Genomic DNA, 16,767 nt, shown 5'->3' on the forward strand with positions numbered 1-16,767 from the left:
TCGAACGCCGGCGAGGCTGAAAAGACGCCCTCAAACGCCGGGCGGGCTGTATTTCAGCCCGTCCGGCGTTTGAGGACCGGGGTCCGGGGCGGAGCCCCGGTGGGGTCAGCGCTGCGTCTGCGTGTGGACGTAGTCCACCAGGCGGGTCAGGGCCGTCGGGTCGGTCGTGGGGAGGACGCCGTGGCCCAGGTTGAAGATGTGGCCCTCCAGGCCGGCGGCCGCGTCCAGGACCTCGCGGGTCTTGGCCTCCACGGCCTCGGTGGTGGAGAAGAGGACCGCCGGGTCCAGGTTGCCCTGGAGCGCCTTGCCGGGGCCGACCCGGCGCACGGCGTCGTCCAGCGCGACCCGGTAGTCGACGCCCACGACGTCCGCGCCGGCCTCGCCCATGAGGCCGAGGAGCTCGCCCGTGCCCACGCCGAAGTGGATCCGCGGGACCCCGTAGGAGGCGACGGACTCCAGGACCTTCGTGGAGGCGGGCATCACCGAGCGGCGGTAGTCCGCCGGGGCGAGCGCGCCGACCCAGGAGTCGAAGAGCTGGACCGCGGAGGCGCCCGCCTCGATCTGGACCTTCAGGAAGGCGGAGGTGATCTCGGCCAGCCGGTCGAGCAGGTCCGCCCACAGCTCCGGATCCCCGTACATCAGGGCCTTGGTGTGCTCGTGGTTCTTGGACGGGCCGCCCTCGACGAGGTAGCTCGCGAGGGTGAACGGCGCACCGGCGAAACCGATCAACGGCGTGCCGCCGAGTTCACTCGTGAGGAGGCCGATGGCCTCGGTGACGTACCAGACGTCCTCGGGGGTGAGGTCGCGCAGTTGTGCGAGGTCCTCGCGGCGGCGGATCGGCTGGGCGACGACCGGGCCGACGCCCGGCTTGATGTCCAGGTCGATGCCGATGGCCTTCAGCGGGACCACGATGTCGGAGAAGAAGATGGCCGCGTCCACGCCGTGGCGGCGCACCGGCTGCATCGTGATCTCGGTGACCAGGTCGGGCCGCATGCAGGATTCCAGCATCTGCGTGCCCTCGCGGACCTTGCGGTACTCCGGGAGCGAGCGCCCCGCCTGGCGCATGAACCACACGGGCGTGTGCGGTACCGGCTCGCGGCGGCAGGCCTTCAGGAAGGCGGAATCGTACGTCTGACTCGGCGTGCCCTTCGGGCTCTCGTTGGCGCTCACGACCCAAATCTTCGCACGTATGAAGAAGTGCCCGGCCCGGCGCGGGTGTCCCTGCGCCGTACGGGCGCCCGCTGCGCCTAGTCTTCCCCGCATGGCTGCGGCTCAGGGACGATTTTCAGATGGCGCTGACGGTGTGGACAGCGCGAAGGAGAGCTCCGTCCCGCTCCCGTTCCGGCGGGCGGTCGACGGCTTGAAGAAGGCGCGGCTGCGCCCCGGGATCGAGATCGACCCGACGAAACCGCCCCAGCGACTGGCTCCGTACGCCTACGCGCTGGAAGCCGCGGTCGTCGACGGCGAGGACGACCTCGCCGACGGGCGGCTCATCCTGCTCCACGACCCGTCCGGGCACGACGCCTGGCACGGGACCTTCCGGCTGGTGACGCTCGTACGGGCGGAACTGGAGCCGGAGATGGCCGCCGACCCGCTCCTCCCCGAGGTGTGCTGGTCCTGGCTGACCGGGGCGCTGGACGCGCGCGGGCTGACGTACGGGGAGGCGAGCGGCACGGTGACGATGGCCGGGTCGCACTACTTCGGCGGGCTCGCGGAGCGCCGGCCCGCGACGCAGATCGAGATCAGAGCCTCGTGGACGCCCCGCGAGGGGGTGGGCGGGGTGCCCGACACGGCGGCCCACCTGGCCGCCTGGTGCGACCTGCTGTGCCAGACCGCGGGGCTGCCGCCGGTCGGGCCCGTGGACACGGCGGTGGTCTCCCTGCCACAGCGGCGCGGTCCGCACCACCCGTAGCGAAGGGGCCGGACGGCCCTGTCGCGCGGCCCCTGCGGGTGGTCGCGCGGCGCCCCGGCCTCGGCCGCCACGGCCCCGGCGGGACCGACAGGCCCCCGCCCGCGCCGGTGACCGGCTGTCAGAACGGGGCGTCCGTTGCGGTCTTCTGATCAACCCTTGATCGATCGCGCGTCCGAATTGCCCGAATTGTTACTCACTAAATCGTGATCATTCCCTAAAGCCGGGCGGGTGACGTGCCGAAGGAGTGAGTGACCATCCGCACGGTGGGTAGCGGCTCCTTCCCCGGCCGCCATCCACTCGCCACTCCCTCAGGAGGCCTGGTGTCCGTTCTTCTCGAGCAGCCCGCAAGCCTGGTCGCCTACCGCCCGAACAAGCCGACGGCCATGGTTGTCGTGGCCGACCCGCGCGTCCGCTCCACCGTGACCCGCCACCTGTGGGCTCTCGGGGTTCGTGACGTCATCGAGGCTTCGTCCATCGCGGAGGCCCGCCCCCGTGTCGCAAGCCCGCGCGACATCTGCGTGGCCGACGTGCACCTGCCCGACGGTTCCGGTCTCACCCTGCTCTCCGAGACCCGTGCCGCGGGCTGGCCCAACGGCCTGGCCCTGTCCGCCGCCGACGACATCGGCGCGGTACGCAACGCCCTCGCGGGCGGAGTCAAGGGCTACGTCGTCACCGGAACCCGTACCAACATCGGGCTCCCCAGCCGGCCCGGCTCCGCGCCCATCGGTGCGGCCGCCGCCCGGATGCACCGCCGCCCCCCGGGTGCCCCGAGCCACCCGGGCGGCTACCGCGAGCTGTCCGGCCGCGAGGTCGAGGTCCTGCGCCTCGTCGCGGAGGGCCAGTCCAACAAGGCCATCGGCGTCTCGATGGGCCTGTCCGCCCTGACCGTCAAGTCCCACCTCGCCCGGATCGCCCGCAAGCTGGGCACCGGCGACCGGGCCGGGATGGTCGCCGTCGCACTGCGGACCGGGATCATCCACTGACCCCGTCCCCAGGGTCCCCGGCCCAGGCCCCCGGTCATCACCGGACGGCACACCGGGGCACCCGGGGGAACGTCCGCCTTCCCACCTCGCGCCCGTCGCCGGAACGTTCCGGCGACGGGCGCGCCGCATCCACCGATACCCTTGAGCGGTGACCGACGCCCAAGAGACCGCAGCAGACCTGCGCACCACCACCGGGGGCGGCCCCCCGGACGACGAGGTTTCGTCCGATGGGCTGCCCATCCCCCTGCTCGAACCGCGCGAGGGCATCCCTCCCGTGGTCGCCGACGAAGAGGCCCTCGCCCGCGTGGTCGCGGCCTTCGCAGCGGGCACGGGACCCGTGGCCGTCGACGCCGAGCGCGCCTCCGGGTACCGCTACGGCCAGCGCGCCTACCTGGTGCAGCTCCGTCGTGAAGGGGCCGGATCCGCGCTGATCGACCCCGTGGGGTGCCCCGACCTCTCCTCGCTCGGCGAGGCGCTGTCCGGCACCGAGTGGATCCTGCACGCCGCCACCCAGGACCTGCCGTGCCTGCGCGAAATAGGCATGGTGCCCACCTCCTTGTTCGACACCGAGCTGGCCGGGCGCCTCGCCGGCTTCCCCCGGGTCGGGCTCGGCGCGATGGTCGAGAGCGTGCTCGGCTACGCACTGGAGAAGGGCCACTCCGCCGTCGACTGGTCCACCCGCCCGCTGCCGGAGCCGTGGCTGCGCTACGCCGCCCTGGACGTGGAGCTCCTGGTGGACCTGCGCAACGCGCTGGAGAAGGAGCTGGACCGGCAGGGCAAGCTCGACTGGGCCCACCAGGAGTTCGACGCCATCGCCGCCGCCCCGCCCGCCCCGCCGCGCAAGGACCCCTGGCGGCGGACCTCCGGAATGCACAAGGTGCGGCGCCGCCGGCAGATGGCCGTCGTCCGCGAATTGTGGGAGGCCCGCGACCGGATCGCCCAGCGACGTGACGTATCCCCGGGCAAGGTTTTGGGCGATGCGGCGATCGTCGAGGCCGCCCTCGCCCTGCCGCTCAACGTGCAGGCACTGTCCGCCCTGCCCGGTTACGGGCAGCGGATCGGCCGGCGCCAGCTGGAGCAGTGGATGGCGGCCGTGGACCGCGCCAAGGCCCTGCCCGAGCACGAGCTGCCGCAGCCCGGGGCCACCCCGGCCGGCCCCCCGCCGCCGCGCTCCTGGGCGGACAAGGACCCGGCCGCCGCGGCCCGGCTGGCGGCGGCCCGCACGGCCGTCTCCGCGCTGGCCGAGGGCCTGAACCTGCCCCAAGAGAACCTGATCAGCCCGGACAGCGTCCGGCGGCTGTGCTGGGAGCCCCCCTTCCCGGTCTCCGACGCTTCCGTGGCCGAGGCCCTGGCCTCCTACGGAGCCCGCGCCTGGCAGATCGAGCAGGTCGCCCCGGCGCTGGTGACGGCCCTCTCGGTCACCGAATCGGTCACCGACTCGGCCACTGAATCGGCCACCGACTGACCCCGTCCCCAGCCCCTGCGCACACAGAACCCCCGGTCCGGCGGACCGGGGGTTCTTGGTCTGTCGCGGCTCGGCACCCGCACCGGGGCCGTGCTCCGGGCCCTCGGCGCCGGACCGGCCGACGCGCCCCGGGTCCCGGCGGGAGGGCCACCGGAGTGTGACCTTCACCGCTCCTTCCGGTGGGGGTGTCCACAAGGGTTACCCGCAAGTAGCATGGGGCAGGTGAGCGGGCGCTCAGGACATCTGACCGCGCCCCCGCGCAGCAGTGCCACCCCGCACCCTGGAGGAGAGCCATCGTGCCTCGTACCGTCAGGGACGTCGTCTTCGTCGACGGCGTCCGCACCCCGTTCGGCAAGGCGGGCCCGAAGGGCATCTACCACGAGACCCGGGCCGACGACCTCGTCGTCAAGGCGATCCGGGAGCTGCTGCGCCGCAACCCGGACCTGGACCCCGCGAAGATCGACGAGGTCGCCATCGCCGCGACCACCCAGATCGGCGACCAGGGCCTGACGCTGGGCCGCACGGCCGGCATCCTCGCGGGCCTCCCGCAGTCGGTGCCCGGCTACTCCATCGACCGCATGTGCGCCGGTGCGCTCACGGCCGTGACGACCGCCGCCGGTTCCATCGCCTTCGGCGCCTACGACGTGGTCATCGCCGGTGGCGTCGAGCACATGGGCCGCCACCCGATGGGCGAGGGCGTGGACCCGAACCCGCGCTTCGTCAGCGAGAAGCTGGTCGACGAGTCCGCCCTCTTCATGGGCATGACGGCGGAGAACCTGCACGACCGCTACCCCACCATCACCAAGCTCCGCGCCGACGAGTACGCCGTGCGCTCGCAGGAGAAGGCCGCCAAGGCGTACGCCGACGGCAAGATCCAGCAGGACCTGGTGCCGGTCTCGGTGCGCAACACCAACCCCGAGGTCGGTGAGACGGGCTGGGGCCTGGTCACCACCGACGAGCCGATGCGCCCGGGCACCACCCTGGAGAACCTGGCGAACCTCAAGACGCCGTTCCGTACGCACGGACGCGTCACAGCGGGCAACGCCGCCGGTCTCAACGACGGCGCCACCGCCTCGATCCTCGCCTCCGAGGACTTCGCCCGCGAGAACAACCTCCCGGTCAAGATGCGCCTGGTCTCCTACGCCTTCGCCGGCGTGGAGCCGGAGGTCATGGGCTACGGCCCGATCCCGGCCACCGAGAAGGCCCTCGCCCAGGGCGGCCTGTCGATCTCCGACATCGGTCTCTTCGAGATCAACGAGGCCTTCGCCGTACAGGTGCTGGCCTTCCTGGAGCACTACGGCATCGCGGACGACGACGCGCGCGTCAACCAGTACGGCGGCGCGATCGCCTACGGTCACCCGCTCGCCTCCTCCGGCGTCCGCCTGCTCACCCAGCTGGCCCGCCAGTTCGAGGAGCAGCCGCACGTCCGCTACGGCCTGACCACCATGTGTGTCGGCTTCGGCATGGGCGCGACCACCATCTGGGAGAACCCGCACTTCGACGGAGGCAGCAAGTGAGCACCACCACCACTGAGCTCCTGAAGGGCGCGGCCGAGCTGTTCCCGGACGAGGTCGTCACGCAGGCGCACGTCCGCCACCTCGACCTGCCGTTCGGCGCCGGGCGCTTCGCGCTGCTCACGCTGGACAACGGCCTGGACCACACCAAGCCGACCACCTTCGGCCCGCAGTCCCTCGCCAACCTGAACGCGGCGATCGACCAGCTGGAGCAGGAGGCCCTCGCGGGCTCCATCGTGGGCGCCGGCCTGACCGGCAAGCCGTTCATCTTCGCGGTCGGCGCCGACCTCAAGGGCGTCGAGCTGCTCAAGAAGCACGACGAGGCGCTCGCCATCGGCAAGGGCGGCCACGACGTCTTCAAGCGGCTCGCCGCGCTGGCCGTCCCCACCTTCGCCTACTACAACGGCGCGGCGATGGGCGGCGGTGTCGAGGTCGGTCTGCACTGCACCTACCGCACCGTCTCGAAGGCCATCCCGGCCTTCTCGCTGCCCGAGGTCTTCCTCGGTCTGGTCCCCGGTTGGGGCGGCTGCGCCCTGCTGCCGAACCTGATCGGCGCGGACCGCGCGGTCTCGGTGATCATCGAGAACTCGATGAACCAGAACCGTCAGCTCAAGGGCAAGCAGGTCTTCGAACTGGGCATCGCCGACGCCCTCTTCGAGGGTGCGGACTTCCTGGAGCAGTCGCTGATCTGGACGGCGAACGTCCTGAACGGCAAGACCGAGGTCGTACGGGCCGAGGTCGACCGCGGCGAGGCCTGGGACGCGGCGGTCGCCCGCGGCCGCGCCATCGCGGACTCCAAGGTGCACGGCGCGGCCCCGGCCGCCTACCGCGCGCTGGAGATCATCGAGGCCGCCAAGGACGGAGACCTCCAGAAGGGCTTCGACGCCGAGGACGCCGCGCTGGCCGACCTGATCATCGGCGGCGAGCTGCGCTCCGGCATCTACGCCTTCAACCTGGTCCAGAAGCGCGCCAAGCGCCCGGCCGGTGCGCCGGACAAGAACCTGGCCCGCCCGGTCACCAAGGTCGGCGTCGTCGGCGCGGGCCTGATGGCCTCGCAGCTGGCACTGCTCTTCCTGCGCCGCCTGGAGGTGCCGGTGGTGCTCACCGACATCGACCAGGAGCGCGTGGACAAGGGCGTGGGCTACGTCCAGGCCGAGATCCAGAAGCTGCTCGGCAAGGGCCGCATCAACCAGGACAAGGCCAACCGCCTGACCGGCCTGGTGAGCGGTGTCCTGGACAAGGCCGAGGGCTTCGCGGACGCGGACTTCATCATCGAGGCCGTGTTCGAGGAGATGTCCGTCAAGCAGCAGGTGTTCGCGGAGGTCGAGGCGGTCGCTCCGGCGCACGCGATCCTCGCCACCAACACCTCCTCGCTGTCGGTGTCGGAGATGGCCTCCAAGCTCCAGCACCCGGAGCGCGTGGTCGGCTTCCACTTCTTCAACCCGGTCGCGATCCTCCCGCTGCTGGAGATCGTCCGCGGCGAGCAGACCGACGACGCTTCGCTGGCCACGGCCTTCGGCGTCGCGCGCAAGCTGAAGAAGACCGCGGTCCTCACCAAGGACGCCCCGGCGTTCGTCGTGAACCGCATCCTCACCCGCTTCATGGGCGAGATCCAGAACGTCATCGACGAGGGCACCCCGGTGGTCACGGCGGAGAAGGCCATCGAGCCGCTCGGCCTGCCGATGTCCCCGCTGGTGCTGCTGGAGCTGGTCGGTCCGGCCATCGGTCTGCACGTGTCGGAGACCCTGAACCGCGCCTTCCCGGACCGGTTCACCGTCTCGCCGAACCTCAAGCGGGTCGTCGAGGCCGGCAAGCGCGGCTTCTACGTCTACACGGCGGAGAACGGCTTCAAGCCGGAGCTCGACCCCGAGGTCGCCGCGCTGCTCGTCCAGGGCGACAGCGTCCTGACCGAGGAGCAGGTCCGCGACCGCGTCCTGGACGCGGTCGCGCAGGAGATCGGCCTGATGCTGGAGGAGGGTGTCGTGGCCGAGGCCCAGGACATCGACCTCTGCCTGATCACCGGTGCGGGCTGGCCCTTCCACCTGGGCGGCGTCACGCCGTACCTGGACCGTGAGGGCGTCTCCGAGCGGGTGAACGGCAAGAAGTTCCTCGCCCCGGGCCTGGCGAGCGTCCCGGCGTAACGCCGAACACCGCAGCACGAACGACGGCGGGCGGTACGGGAGCGATCCCGTACCGCCCGCCGTTCGCGTCGGCGTCGTAAGGGCCGAGGGCCGAGGGCTACCGGCGGAACTGGAAGACGCCCTCGTACAGGACGTGGTCCGACTCCGGAGCCTTGATCGTCACCGCCCGGGGCGCGGTGAAGTGGGCCTCGGTGGCGAAGACGTAGTCGATCTTGCGGCCGTCCTCGGCGGTCGGCGCGCCGTTGCGGCACCGCGCCGGTACCGGGTCCTGGCAGCGCACTCCCCCGGTCCCGCCCATCTTGAACCAGCGCCGGTTGCGCTCGTCCGCCTCCAGGAAGCGCCCGTCGGGGTCGTGCTGGTCCTTCTCGCCGCGCGTGTGCCCGTACAGCCCGGCCAGGGAACCCTCGTTGGGCTGCTGGTTCAGGTCGCCCGCCAGGATCACCGGGGTGGTCGGCGCGAAGAGGGCCGGGTCGCCGAACCACCGGTGGAGTTCCTTCAGCTGGCTGTCGGCGGTCCCCGCGTGGGTCCCGCAGAACGTCACCTCCCGGCCGCGGGCCCGGGTGGGCAGGCAGAGCAGCCCGCGCAGCACCGGCTCCGAGCGGCCCGCGGCCCGGTAGGTCTCGCCGTCCGTGTCGGTGAAGGGCCGGTAGCTCGGCGGGCCGGTCGGCGGCTCGCGGGAGAACACCGCCAGACCGTAGGAACTGTCGTCGCCGCAGGCCGGAACGTTGCCGTGCATCTGCTGGTAGGCACCCCGCAGGGCCAGGCCGCGCTCCTTGAAGACGGCCTGCAGCGCCTCGAACTGGCCGCGGCAGATCTCGTTGACGCCGAGCAGGTCGGGATGGCGCAGCGCCACCTCGTCCACCAGCCGGGCGACCGAGGTGCCCTTGCCCGTGGCGCCCCGGTTGCTGCACTGGTGGGCGGCCCCGCAGATGTTCCACTGGAGGACCACCACCGCGTCCCCGGCGTACGGGTCCGCTTCCCCGGAGCCGTCCCACAGCGGGGCGTCGGCGCCGCCGCGGGCCCAGCCCAGGGCCGCGGCGAGCACCAGGACGAGCCCCAGCGCCGCCAGGCGACGCCTTCTCACGCCGTCACGACGGGCCCCAGCGGGCTGCCCGTCTCCGGGACGAGCTGGCGGCGGACGTGGAGCCGCCCGTCGGTCCCGATGACCGCGACGACCACGGCGCCCGCCGCGTCGTAGGCGAGCGAGGGGGCCTGGACGAACATCTCGCCGCCCTCGCGCCAGCGGGCCCCGGAGACGTCCTTCTCCCGGTCCGGCAGCGAGAGCGCGAGCCGTCCGCGGCCGCTGCGGTGGGCCAGGTGGGCCTCGCGGGCACCGCGCTGCGGGGCCCACAGCGCGGCGACCGCGCCCGTACCGCCGGCGCCGCCGACGCCCGCGCCCGAGCCGGGCCAGCGGCCGGTGTCGTGCTGGCGGTACGCCATGACCTGCTGGGTGCCGGCCTCGCGGAAGTAGAGGCAGGTGCGTCCGCCGCCGGAGTTCACGGCGGTGATCCCGCCGGTGGCCACGGGCCCGGTCACCAGGGTGTCGTCGCGGGTGAAGGGCGCGCCCGGCTCCTTCTGGAACCAGCGGACCACGGAGCTCTTGCCCGGTACGTACAGCTCGACCGTGCCGAACTCGGTGGTGATCGCGGTGCCCGCGTCCTGGAGGAAGCTGCCGCCGAGGCCCACCCAGGGCTCCCAGCCGCCCTGGGCGTTCTGGCGCCGCAGGGAGACGCCCTGGTCGAAGTTGCGGGCGAAGACGTACAGCAGGCCCGCGCCGTCCACCGCGGCCATCGGGACCCCGAGTTCGCGCTGGCGGCGGCCGTCCGCGTGGACCCATTCCGGGGACTCCAGCGACTGCCAGCCGCTGAAACCGCTGCCGTCGGCGTGCTGCGTCGTGTACACCAGGTCGATGCCGACCGCGCCGCCCTCGGCCGTGCGACGGCGCTGCGCCACCACGTGCACCGGTCCCCCGGGAGCCCCGGCCAGCGCGATCGTGGGGGCGAGCCAGCCGTCGCCGAGCGGGAAGGGACCCTGCCAGCGGCCGGTGCCCGGACCGGTCTCGGTGAAGAACACCAGGCGGCCCGCGAGCACGGTGAAGGCGTTCAGCCGGCCGCCGGGACCGAGCCGGAGCCAGTCGGTGGCGGGCGAGTAGCGGTAGGCGGTGCTGCGCATGTGGGTGCTGCGGTACGGGTTGGGGCCGAGCTGGCGGTCGCCGCAGACCTGGCAGGTGCCCTGCGGGCAGTGGGTGGCGTCCAGGCCCATGTAGGTGGCCAGGTAGTCGGCCTTCTCGGCCAGCTCCATCCGGTCCAGGTTCGGGCCCCAGAAGCGGTTGGCGTAGGCGCGGTAGTACTCGACGACCGGGGCGCGCTCCGCGCCCTCCCGGTAGCGGGCGAGGGCCGCGATGGCGAACTCGGCGGTGGTGGCGTGGTCGACGTGGTCGGAGGTGACGAACTCGCTCCTGCCGCCGTCGTGTTCCGGGTCGGGGTCCAGGGTGCGGACGGTGGTGGGCCGGATCTCGGCGAGCAGCGCGGCGAGGCCGGCGATCACCATCTCGCGGGAGACCTGCTGCACTTCGGTCAGGGCGGAGCCGTGCACCGGCACGGTCGCCTGGGTGGGGTGGACGCCGTTCCACAGCTCGAACATCCGGGTGCGGACGCCGGAGGGCGTGGGCACGCCCATGTGCAGCTGACAGAAGTACATCCGCACGGACGGCTGGGCGAGGAGGGTGAACCGCTCCACCGCGAAGCCGGGCACCAGCTCGGTGACCTCGCGCGCCCAGGGGCTGTCGCGCTCGCCGGTGGCCATCCGCGCGTACGCGGAGCGCAGACCGCAGCCGCGGGCCGTGCTGTAGCCCGCGTAGTCGGTGGGCAGCGCGGTCCGCTCGGGGTCGTTGGTGTCGGCGTTGATGCCGTCGCCCTCCCCCGCGGTCAGGACGACCGTGGCGACCGGGTCACCGTCCTGGAGCGAGCGGACCAGGTCCGGGTTCATGAAGTACAGGTCGTCGTCCTGGTGGGCGACGACGTGCAGGATCGATCGGTTTCGGTTCATCGGTCCACCACGTTCATAGCCATGGCTCCGGAGACGGAGCAGTAGGGCCGGACTCGGACCGGCCGGGACGGGTGCACGACGACGAAGCGGGACACGTCGTCGGCGGAGAGGGGAACGGCGGGGTACGGGTAGGCGCCCCGGACGTCGGGGAAGTCCTCGAAGAGGTGGCAGACGCGCACCCGGCGCCGGTGCGCGGGGTCGGGCTGGAGCCACCAGTCCCAGTCCTCCCAGCGGGCGAGGCGGTCCTCCACCAGCTGGACCAGGGGCAGTTCCATCCGGAAGGAGCGCTCGTCGAGCACCTCCACCGGAAGCGACAGCTCGCTGCGGTGCGGACCGCGTCGCGCGAGCACGAAGCGGGCGCCGTGCTCCAGGGTCCGCGCTCCGCAGAGCACCCCGGTGACGGTGATCCCGTCCTCGCCGACGAGGACCTCGCCCGCTTCCGCGTGCGCCTCCCGGCGCACGGTGCGCAGCATCAGGGCGCCGTTCGGCTGCGCGTAGGGCAGGTTCCACAGGACCGGTCCGGCGCCGGGGGCGTCGAGGAGGCGGGCGCGGGCGTCGATGAGCCCCCGGGTGTCACGGATCCCCGCCTTGAGGTGGACGGGGTCGCCCTTGCCGGTGGCGAGCATGACCCGCCACCGGCCGTCGCCGAGGTGGTCGAGGGCGGCGGGCGGGACGACGGCGGTGTGCCGCACGGCCCCCGTGGGCAGCGTCCGGCGCTCGGTGTCCAGGAGCAGGTCGGGCAGCCGGGAGCCGCTGGAGGGGCGGTGCCGCAGCAGGAAGGCGCCGCGGCCCTTGCTCCCCGCGGGGCCGTCGCAGGTCAGGCTCAGCCATCCCGCGTCCGGTGCCTCGACGTGGCACACGGCGTGCTTCGGGGACTCGGGCGGGGCGCTGTCGCCCGGCGGGTGCCCCAGCCGGGCGGCCGTCGGCCTGCGGTAGCCGGAGCGGGCGGCCGCGCGGCGGCCGGCGGCCTCCTCGAACAGTGCGGTGTAGCGGGCGGCGATCACGGCGGGGTCGTAGCGCTCCGCGTTGCGCAGCGCGGCGGCGGCCATCGCGCTGCGCAGCGGCGCGTCGGCCATCAGCCGGCCGAGGCCCTCGGCGATGGCGGCGACGTCGCCGTTGGCGACGAGGAGGCCGTCCTCGCCGTCGCGCAGGATCTCGCGGGGGCCGACCGGGCAGTCGGTGGCGACGACGGGCAGGCCGCAGCGCATGGCTTCGACCAGGGTCATCCCGAAGGACTCGGCGCTGGAGGTCACCGCCGCCACGGATCCCTTGACCCACTCCGACTCGATCGGCGAGAAGGCGCCCATCAGCAGGATCCGGCCGGCCAGGTCCAGGTCGTCGACCAGGGTCCGCAGCGCGCCGGCCTCGTCCCCGTCGCCGTAGATCCGCAGCCGCCAGTCCGGGAACTCGGGGGCGAGCCGGGCGAAGGCGCGGACCAGCAGGTCGTAGCGCTTGACGTGGTGCATGCGGCCGGCGCTGACGATCACCTTGGGGCGGCCGTCGGAGGGCGCGACCACGGGCCGCGGGACGCTGTTGGGGACGGCGTGCACGGGCACCCCGGGGACCGGGGTGTGCGCGCGGAAGGAGCGGGCGTCGGCCTCGGTGACCGTGGTGACCAGGTCGAGGCGCGGGTACTCCCGGGCCATCTCCGCCCGTACGGCCCCGGGGACGGCCAGGTGCGTCATGTGCTCCTGGGCCACCCGCAGCGCGCCCTCCCGGGCGTACCGGGCGACGAAGAGGTTCAGGCTGGGCCGGGTGCCGACCACGACGTCGGCGCCGGTCCCGCTCAGCTCGTCGATGATCCGCCGGTCGGACAGGGCGCTGTACTGCTCGTGGAACTCCTCCTGGCGGGGCACCACCAGGGTGGGTCCGGCCAGGTCCGGGTGACCCCGGTCCGCGCCGGTGCGGCCGGGCCGCAGGTCCACCAGGGCGCGGACGGTGACCTGGGGGGAGATGGCGAACTTGGGGGGCGCGCCGGTGCGCCGGAACACCGAGACGATCTCGACCTCGTGGTCCGCGGACAGGGCCTCGGCGAGGTTGATCACCGTCCGGTTGGTGCCGCCGATGCCGTAGATGTTGTTGATCAGGAAGGAGATCTTCATCGGTCGTGGGACTCCTTCCGCTCGAAGGGACCGGGTACGGGGAAGTAGGACCGCAGGAAGCCCTGGAGCATCCGCTCCTGGCGCTCCTGGTCGCGGCCGTCGGAGACGGTGTCGTTGACGCAGAAGGCCTGGCGGTCGCGGCGGGCCAGCAGGATGTTCAGCCGGCGCTCGACCCCGGGCCGGTCCAGGGGCAGGTAGGCGTAGGCGATGTCCGAGGGCACCGCGCGGCCGGTCAGGTAGGCGTAGTAGTGGTAGAGGGAGGACGGGATGGAGATGTCGCTCGCGCTGCGGAAGCGGCTGAAGGTGGTGGCCCGGTGCGGTCCGGCGAACCGCTCCTCCATCTCGGACAGGACGCTGCGGCGCAGCGGGTAGGGGGCGTGCCGGATCTTCTGCACGAGGGTGGTGCCGAAGAGCTCCTCGATGATCCGCCGGTTGTTCTTGCCGGCCGCGTCCACCGGGCGGTCCCCGGGGGCGACGCCGGGCCGCGGTATCTGGGCGGGCGACAGGAACACCCGGGTCATCCCGTTCGACAGGAAGAAGTCCTGGGGGGTGACGGGGCGGCCGAGGAACATGTCGTCGTTGAAGTACAGGAAGTGCTCGGCGAGGCCGTCGATGTGGTGCAGCCGGCTCTCGATGGCGTGGGAGTTGAAGGTGGGCAGGGCCGCGGGGTCGTCGAATATCTCCCGGTGGTCGACCACCGTGATCCGGGGGTGGTCGGCGTCCAGCCAGTGCGGCCGCTGCCGGTCGGTGACGAGGAAGATCCGCCGGGCCCAGGGCGCGTGCTGTGCCACCGAGCGCAGCGAGTAGCGCAGTTCGTCGCGGTTGAGGTAGCGCGCGGGGTTGGCGGACTCCGCGTGGTAGCCCTCGCCGCCCTGTTCGCGGCGGCGCGCCTGCCAGTCGGGGTCGTCGCCGTCGACCCAGGTGTAGACGACGTCGACGGGGAAGCGCACGTCCTCGGGCAGTGCGGCGGCGTAGGGCTCGACGGTGCGGACCTGCCGGGGGCGCCGGGTGTGGCGGGCGCAGAAGGCGGTGAGCCGGTCGACGGGCACGGTGATCCGGGGGGCGTCGACCGGCACGCTGCTGGTCACCCGGTTCGGCCGGGGCGCGATCAGCCGCCCCTCCTCGTGCCGCCAGAACTCCAGGTCGCAGCCGTATTCGAGGCCGAGGGAGAGCGAGCCGCCCGGGTCCCGCCAGACCATGCCGACGCGGAGCACGGCGGCGGCGCCGGTGGTGCGGCGCCCGCGGCGCGAGCCGCCGAGCGCGGCCCGGCCGGGGGCCTGCGGGGCGGCGTCCTCCGCGCCGGCGTGGGCGACGTACACCGGTGCCCGGCGCACGCACGCGCGCAGGGCGGCGGCCACCCGGGGCCGGTCCTCCTCGCGCACGGCGAAGCAGGCCCGCAGGTCACTGGCCCCGCGCACGGCGAAGTGGTCGACGCCCGCCCGCTCCAGGGCGGTGACGACCAGTTCGAGGTTGGCCTCGCGCAGCCCGAGCGGCGAGGCCGTCGACCGCACCAGTGCGATCCGGGCGCTGGTGCCGACCAGCACGGCCAGCCCCTCGCCCTCCTGGAACAGGTGCGGCCAGCGCCCGCGGGCCCGCCGGGCGCGCAGCGACCGGGCCGGGCCGAAGCCGAAGCGGGCCCCGCGCAGCAGCCGCTTGACCACGCTGCGCAGCCCGACGGGGACGCGCCGGGCCAGGCCGCGGCGCAGCCGGGTGGGCAGGACGGCCCGGTAGAGGGCGACCGCCGGGGACGCTTCGGGATTGGCCACGGTCATGAAGGGGTGCCCGCCTCCCCGCGCACGGTCCGCACCGGGGGCGCGGAGCCGGTTCCGGCGCCGGCGTCCACATCGACGTCGAAGTCCACGGCGTCGAAGCCGGTCCCGGCGTCGGCGTCGAACGCCTCGGTGGAGAAGCCGGCCAGGAGGGCGGAGGCGGAGCCGAAGCCGGCGGGGACCCCGGGGGCGCTCGCGGCGGCCTCCGGCCCGGGAGCGGGCTGCGCCACGGCCCGCTCGTAGGGGCTGGGCACGGGGTAGTACCGGCGCAGGAAGTCCAGTACGGACCGGGTCCCGCCGTGGTCGAGCGCGTCGGGCGAGCCCAGCCCGCTCAACTGCATCTGCTGGGCGTCGCGGCGCACGAGGAGCCGGTCGAGCCAGCGGGTGACGCCGGGCACGGCCGCGTGCACCGCGATCGTGGCCTCGCCGGAGGGTTCGGCGTGCCCGGAGAAGTGCGCGGCGTGGTGGACGACCCCGTCCAGCGGGTGGGTGCCCTCCAGTTCCGGGGCGTACTGGCCCCCGGTGACCGGCCGGTGGCCGCCGAAGCCGTCGGCCACCGCCGCGAGGATCTCGCGCGCGTACGGCTGGGGGCCCGGCGCGTAGCCGTGGGTCACCGCGCGCTGGGTGAAGGAGTACGCCCAGCCGGTCCAGGGCGCGGCCGCCTCGCGGGCCGTCCAGGGCCCGCGCCGGGGCCGGGTGCCGCCGAGCGCGGTGAAGTAGTCGAAGGGCCGCACGGGGCGCCCGAGCAGCGCGCCGGGCCGGAAGTACAGGAATCGGTCGGCGAGGCCGGGCACCGCGTGCAGCTCCTGCTCCGTGTCCGGGCCGGCGGGCACGATCCGCAGCCGGTCGTCGGCGTGCACCCACGGCGGGACGGGCGCGAGCGCGAGGACGTGCACCCGGTCGATCCAGGGGGCGTACTGGTGCAGGGACCGCAGGGTGGCGCGCAGGAGCGCCTCCGCCCACGGCTCGTCGTGGCACCAGAGCACGGCCGCGTCCACGGGGAAGGTGACCTCTTCCAGGCGCGGCACGTCGAAGCCGGCCCGGGTGCGGGTCGGTGCGGCGCCCGCGTCGGTGTCGGCGTAACCGGTGAGCCGGTCGTGGGTGATCTCGACGGGCCGCGGATCGTCGGCCGGGACGACCCGCTGCACCCGGTTGGGGCGCGGGCCGACCAGCCGGGGGGCGGCCCGGCCGGTGTCCGCGGTCCAGAACTCGATCTCCACGCCCTGGTTCTCGCCGACCCAGAGCGAGCCGGTGGGGTCGGTGCGCAGCCAGACGACGCGGATCACCCGGGAGGCCCCGTAGTGCTTCCAGGCCTTGACGTGGCTGCCGGGGACCTTGGCGGTGTCGCCCTTGCCCGGCAGGACGGAGACCACGTAACCGGTCTGCCGTTCCAGCAGCGCGCGCAGCACGCGGCGCACGGCGCGCTTGTGCGCGCGGGGGACGGCCAGGGACATCCGGCGGTCGTCGAGCGCCGGCACGGTGAACCAGGGGATCTTCGCCGCGTCCAGCACGGTGGTGACCAGCGCGAGGTCGGTGCGCCGGGCGAGGTCGGCGGTGAGGCCCGCGTGGACGTGGCCGACCCGGCCGTCCACCGCCTTGGTCCGACCTTCGGGCAGGTTGCTGAAGTCCGTGGTGCGCAGCCGGCGCAGGGCCCGCTGGTGCAGCCGGGACTCGCGCTGGACCAGGGCGCGGTCCAGCCGCTTCTTGAGCGTGCGGCGCACCGGTACGGGCACGGTGCTCATGGCCACGGCGCGCACGGGCCGGGGCACCAGCTTCTGGTAGACCTCGGAGGCGGAACTGTTCGATCCGGAATCTTGCATCTCGCACGCTCCT

General features: G+C 73.5%; 11 protein-coding genes. 5 read left to right on the forward strand and 6 right to left on the reverse strand.

What is annotated here, in order from left to right:
• Positions 1–105 precede the first annotated feature (105 nt).
• Positions 106–1,170 (reverse strand): uroporphyrinogen decarboxylase, encoded by a 1,065-nt coding sequence (gene hemE, locus ACIBEA_RS36190; protein ID WP_399267450.1) that lies wholly within the window; start codon positions 1,168–1,170, stop codon positions 106–108.
• Positions 1,171–1,261: 91 nt separating this feature from the next.
• Between hemE and ACIBEA_RS36195 the strand changes: the two genes are divergently transcribed.
• From ACIBEA_RS36195 to ACIBEA_RS36215, 5 genes are all read left to right on the forward strand, one after another.
• Entirely contained in the window at positions 1,262–1,912 is a 651-nt protein-coding gene (locus tag ACIBEA_RS36195; protein WP_399267451.1) for a DUF3000 domain-containing protein, read from the forward strand.
• A gap of 320 nt (positions 1,913–2,232) precedes the next feature.
• The gene (locus tag ACIBEA_RS36200) at positions 2,233–2,895 is read left to right on the forward strand and encodes a LuxR C-terminal-related transcriptional regulator (protein WP_399267452.1); all 663 of its coding nucleotides are present in this window, start codon (positions 2,233–2,235) and stop codon (positions 2,893–2,895) included.
• Positions 2,896–3,043: 148 nt separating this feature from the next.
• Positions 3,044–4,360, forward strand: a complete 1,317-nt coding sequence (locus ACIBEA_RS36205; RefSeq protein WP_399267453.1) for an HRDC domain-containing protein — start codon at positions 3,044–3,046, stop codon at positions 4,358–4,360.
• A 296-nt stretch (positions 4,361–4,656) separates the two neighbouring features.
• On the forward strand, positions 4,657–5,877 hold the full coding sequence (locus ACIBEA_RS36210) for an acetyl-CoA C-acyltransferase (protein WP_330333263.1): 1,221 nt from the start codon (positions 4,657–4,659) through the stop codon (positions 5,875–5,877).
• Positions 5,874–8,015 (forward strand): 3-hydroxyacyl-CoA dehydrogenase NAD-binding domain-containing protein, encoded by a 2,142-nt coding sequence (locus ACIBEA_RS36215; protein WP_399267454.1) that lies wholly within the window; start codon positions 5,874–5,876, stop codon positions 8,013–8,015. Before ACIBEA_RS36210 ends, ACIBEA_RS36215 begins: the two co-directional genes overlap by 4 nt.
• Positions 8,016–8,112: 97 nt before the next feature.
• Here ACIBEA_RS36215 and ACIBEA_RS36220 read toward each other — a convergent pair whose 3' ends face one another.
• The 5 genes from ACIBEA_RS36220 to ACIBEA_RS36240 are packed head-to-tail and all read right to left on the reverse strand — an operon-like array spanning position 8,113 to position 16,754.
• On the reverse strand, positions 8,113–9,099 hold the full coding sequence (locus tag ACIBEA_RS36220) for an endonuclease/exonuclease/phosphatase family protein (protein WP_399267455.1): 987 nt from the start codon (positions 9,097–9,099) through the stop codon (positions 8,113–8,115).
• Positions 9,096–11,063, reverse strand: coding sequence for a PIG-L family deacetylase (locus tag ACIBEA_RS36225; protein WP_399267456.1), 1,968 nt, complete (start codon positions 11,061–11,063; stop codon positions 9,096–9,098). Before ACIBEA_RS36225 ends, ACIBEA_RS36220 begins: the two co-directional genes overlap by 4 nt.
• Positions 11,060–13,165 (reverse strand): glycosyltransferase family 4 protein, encoded by a 2,106-nt coding sequence (locus tag ACIBEA_RS36230; RefSeq protein WP_399267457.1) that lies wholly within the window; start codon positions 13,163–13,165, stop codon positions 11,060–11,062. The genes ACIBEA_RS36225 and ACIBEA_RS36230 overlap by 4 nt, the downstream gene beginning before the upstream one ends.
• Entirely contained in the window at positions 13,162–14,937 is a 1,776-nt protein-coding gene (locus ACIBEA_RS36235; RefSeq protein WP_399267458.1) for a stealth family protein, read from the reverse strand. Before ACIBEA_RS36235 ends, ACIBEA_RS36230 begins: the two co-directional genes overlap by 4 nt.
• Positions 14,934–16,754, reverse strand: a complete 1,821-nt coding sequence (locus ACIBEA_RS36240) for a sugar phosphotransferase (protein WP_399267459.1) — start codon at positions 16,752–16,754, stop codon at positions 14,934–14,936. Before ACIBEA_RS36240 ends, ACIBEA_RS36235 begins: the two co-directional genes overlap by 4 nt.
• Positions 16,755–16,767: the final 13 nt, after the last annotated feature.

This window comes from Streptomyces sp. NPDC051555 (assembly GCF_044454405.1).
Classification (GTDB): domain Bacteria; phylum Actinomycetota; class Actinomycetes; order Streptomycetales; family Streptomycetaceae; genus Streptomyces.